This window comes from Hugenholtzia roseola DSM 9546 (assembly GCF_000422585.1).
In the GTDB taxonomy this organism is placed as follows: Bacteria; Bacteroidota; Bacteroidia; order Cytophagales; family Bernardetiaceae; genus Hugenholtzia; species Hugenholtzia roseola.
The window spans coordinates 1-3,598 of sequence record NZ_AUGI01000073.1; the positions used below are offsets into that span (position 1 = coordinate 1).

Sequence of the window (3,598 nt, forward strand, 5' to 3'; positions counted from 1 at the left end):
TCAGGCTTTCGCCCATTGACCAATATTCCCTACTGCTGCCTCCCGTAGGAGTCTGGCCCGTATCTCAGTGCCAGTGTGGGGGATCATCCTCTCAGACCCCCTACTGATCGTAGTCTTGGTGAGCCGTTACCTCACCAACAAACTAATCAGACGCATGCCCATCTTATATCGCCAGAGCTTTAACTGCAAAATGATGCCATCTCGCAGTGCTATGGGACATTAATCCAAGTTTCCCTGGGCTATTTCCCAATATAAGGTAGGTTGCATACGCGTTACGCACCCGTGCGCCACTAAGTATTGCTACTTCGTTCGACTTGCATGTATTAGGCCTGCCGCTAGCGTTCATCCTGAGCCAGGATCAAACTCTCCGTTGTAAAAGAATTTGAACTCTGTTTTGAAAAACAAAGTATAATTATGTCTCTGACTCGTTAATTTACCGTTTGTGAATTGACGTATCTATTCACAAGCTGTGATTGTCTCTTTCTGCATTTCAAAGAACATCATTACCTTTTCTGCATACTTTTTGCAGTAGGTAAGTAGAGGTATAAAACCTGAATGTTTTACATTTGGAAACCAACTCTTAGCATTACTTCTAAAAAAGTAACTGCCGCTTAAAAGTGCCTTTATCTTGGCTTTACATATTCGTTGGGAAGGCAAAGTTACGACTTCTTTTTGAACCTGCAAATAAAAGGCAAAGTTTTTTTAAGTTTTTTTTCAAAGCCCGATATGCGGTACTTTTTCAAAAACTCGTTCCAGAGGAAACCAAAATGTAAAGGGGGTGGGATTGTGAGCGGTAGAACGCGGTCTGTTGCTCTTAATGTTCGTCTCTTTTTAGAGGGCGAATCTGCATCAATTATGCAGCCTTGAGGTGCGAAATAAGTTCGCTTTATTTTGTCGGATTGTGCTTTATTTGAAAGCGACTGCAAAGGTACGGCGAATTTTTTAAACCACCAAATTTTTGCAGCATTTTTTTCAACTTTTTTTTTCGCGTCTTTATTTTAGGCAGTACGAAACTGTTTGCGATAGGGAAAAGTAGTTGCTTTTGCTTTCGGCGTATCCGAATGGGACTGCAAAGGTACGAACATTTTTAATACCTCCAAATCTTAAAGCCGTTTTTTTTCGACTTTTCTTCATTTTTTTTCGGTAGCATTTCTAAAATCCTGATTTTTAAGGGGTTAGTTTTGAAAAATTGCGCCCCAAACTGCCTTGTAAAGAAACCTAAAAGCAAAAAGGAGAACGCGCTATTATGAAGAGCCAACGCTTCCGCCCCTTTTTATATTACGCTTACAAAAAAATGCACCTTTTAGCCAAATGCAGATTTTGGGGCAAAAAAGCAATTATGTATTTCTAAAATGTTGATTATCAATACTTTAAAACTATTTTTTTCTGACCACTTTTTTAAAAAAGTTCAAAAAAATAATCATACAAAAAAAATGCGCTAATAATCTTGTTATCAAGAACTTATCAATACAGAAATGCAAAAACACGTGCCAACGGCTTTCCGCGATAAGCCCTTTCAATGAGAGGCATTTAGATAGTATAAAATTTCAAAACAAAACCTTTTTTGGACATATAAAGAGATTTTAATATGTTAAATTTTGTTAAAACTTGCTTTTTAAACCTATTTTATCAAAAAAAAGTGCTTTCTTGCATTGTCATTGAAAAATGACTTTTATTCACTAAATTTCTTTTTTTTATGCTACATTCATCAAAAGTACTTGTAGTAACTGCTTTATTAGCCTTTGCTTCCTGCCAAACAGAAAGCTCTGAGCTTGCCGAGCAAGGATTGGGCAAAGCAGAGGTGGTGCAGAATCTGGGATTAAGTGCCGAAGTATTGGCGCAAAATCAAGATTTTATCGCCTACATCAAAGCAGAAGCAGATTTGCTAAAAGGCTTTCAAAACTGGCTTGACGCGCTTTCGCCCGAAGCACGCGCCCAATATGCTGCCGACTTGGAAAAAGCCCTCGCGACAAAAGATGGGGCTTTTTTTGAGCCGAAGCACCTTTCGGCAGAAGCCTATCAAAAGCATCAGGAAAGTCAGCGGCTTTTACACCAAAAGATAAACGCCCTTTTCCCCGAACTATCCAAAATGGAGAGCCTTGCCAAATCGCAGCTTATCATAGCAGCGCAAAAATTGGTGTTGGGTACGGAAAAGTCAACTTCCTCAACAGACAAAAAGCCCAATTTTGTTGACAATATAGAGCGCGGTTATACGGCTTGTGCTTGGTCTGCACAGAATTTAGAAGAAAGTACAGAACCTTGTTGGACAGGTTTTCAAACAGGCTTAGGGGCATATTAAAACCAAAGACCGACAAGAGGTAAAAGTCTTGTCGGTCTTTTTGGCTTTGGCTTAGTGGTGTAGTGCTGCCCCACAATCCTTTTAAGGCGTTTTTAGGGCTTCTTATTTTTCTTATTTTTTAGCCAAACGATAGCTCACGCCTACATTAAACTGCGTTCCTCGGCGGAAAGTAAAGATAGGGTCGTCGATGTCGGTGATTTTGGCATCTAAGTTTGAATCCTGATAGAAGCGGTATCTGAAATTGAGTAGGTCTTGGATACCAATTTTGAAGTTCAAGCCGCTTTTGGTTTCCTTCATCAAGGTCAAATCGAGGGCATGGCGCGGACGCTCGTAGATGGTAGGAAAATTGACATCGCCGACGGCAAAAATACGCGCCCCGATGATATTGTAGGCGGCATTGATGGAAAGCCCTTTCGCTTCGTCTTTGTAGTAAAGTGCCGTATTTAAGACATAGGGCGACTGTCCTTGCAAAGGACGGACGCGGTCTTGTGCTGTCGCACTTGCGCCCATATCTACGCGGCTATTGATAAGTGAGCCATTGAAGACGATAGACATATTGCGCAAGATAGGAGCGGCGGTAAGGTCGGCAAAGGCTTTACGTACTTCCACTTCTACGCCCAAAGTACGCGCATTAAGGGCATTGCGGTAGGTAAATTGAGGCTGCTCGGTTGTTACTTGTAGGAAAGATTCGATAGGATTTTGGAAGTATTTAAAGAAGCCGCCAATGCTAATGACTTCGCCTGTGTTGGGATAAAATTCAAATCGCGTATCGAGGTTGTGAATTTGGGCAATGTCTAAATCTGGATTGCCACGCACACCCGATTCGAGTTCGAAGTTGTAATAGACAAAAGGAGCTAATTCCCGAAAATCTGGGCGATTGACGGTACGCGAATACGCCATACGCACTAAGCTTTTAGCACTGACATCATAAGTAACATTCAAAAAAGGGAGCGGACTCAAGACGGCTTTTCCGCCTCTTACTTCCGAAAAATCGTCGCGGCTTTTGAGTTCTTGGTCGTTGTATTCCAAACGCAAGCCCCCTGCTAAGTTTAATTTGCCCAAAGGAAGGTTGCCGCCTACAAAAGCTGCAGCCAAAAGGTTCGTTCCTGTGTAGTTATCGCTGGGGCGTGTACCTTCTTCTATGACAAAACCGTTGTCGTTGCTGATGTTTTCGGGTGCAAAAACTTGGTCTAAGGGCAAATCGCGCAAGGTTTCGCCTACATTGGGGTCGAAGAAACCCGGATAGAGGTAGGAAATGTAGCGGGCATTAAAGGTTCTTTGGCGGTATTCTGCCTGATA

At 41.9% G+C, this 3,598-nt stretch carries 2 protein-coding genes and 1 rRNA gene; 1 reads left to right on the plus strand and 2 read right to left on the minus strand.

Annotated elements, in window-relative coordinates; genetic code table 11:
* Positions 1-374: ribosomal RNA gene (locus G500_RS0107975) — 16S ribosomal RNA — on the minus strand; the annotation flags it as partial.
* Positions 375-1,696: 1,322 nt separating this feature from the next.
* Between G500_RS0107975 and G500_RS0108005 the strand changes: the two genes are divergently transcribed.
* Positions 1,697-2,299 (plus strand): hypothetical protein, encoded by a 603-nt coding sequence (locus G500_RS0108005; protein WP_027002181.1) that lies wholly within the window; start codon positions 1,697-1,699, stop codon positions 2,297-2,299.
* A gap of 111 nt (positions 2,300-2,410) precedes the next feature.
* On the opposite strand, the gene G500_RS0108010 is transcribed toward G500_RS0108005, so the two are convergent.
* Positions 2,411-3,598, minus strand: a 1,188-nt coding sequence (locus G500_RS0108010) for a TonB-dependent receptor domain-containing protein (RefSeq protein WP_027002182.1), incomplete at its 5' end; no start/stop codon positions are given.

Coding starts and splice junctions, on each gene's coding strand:
- G500_RS0108005 (WP_027002181.1), top strand. CDS start 1,697: ATGCTACATTCATCAAAAGTACTTGTAGTAACTGCTTTATTAGCCTTT.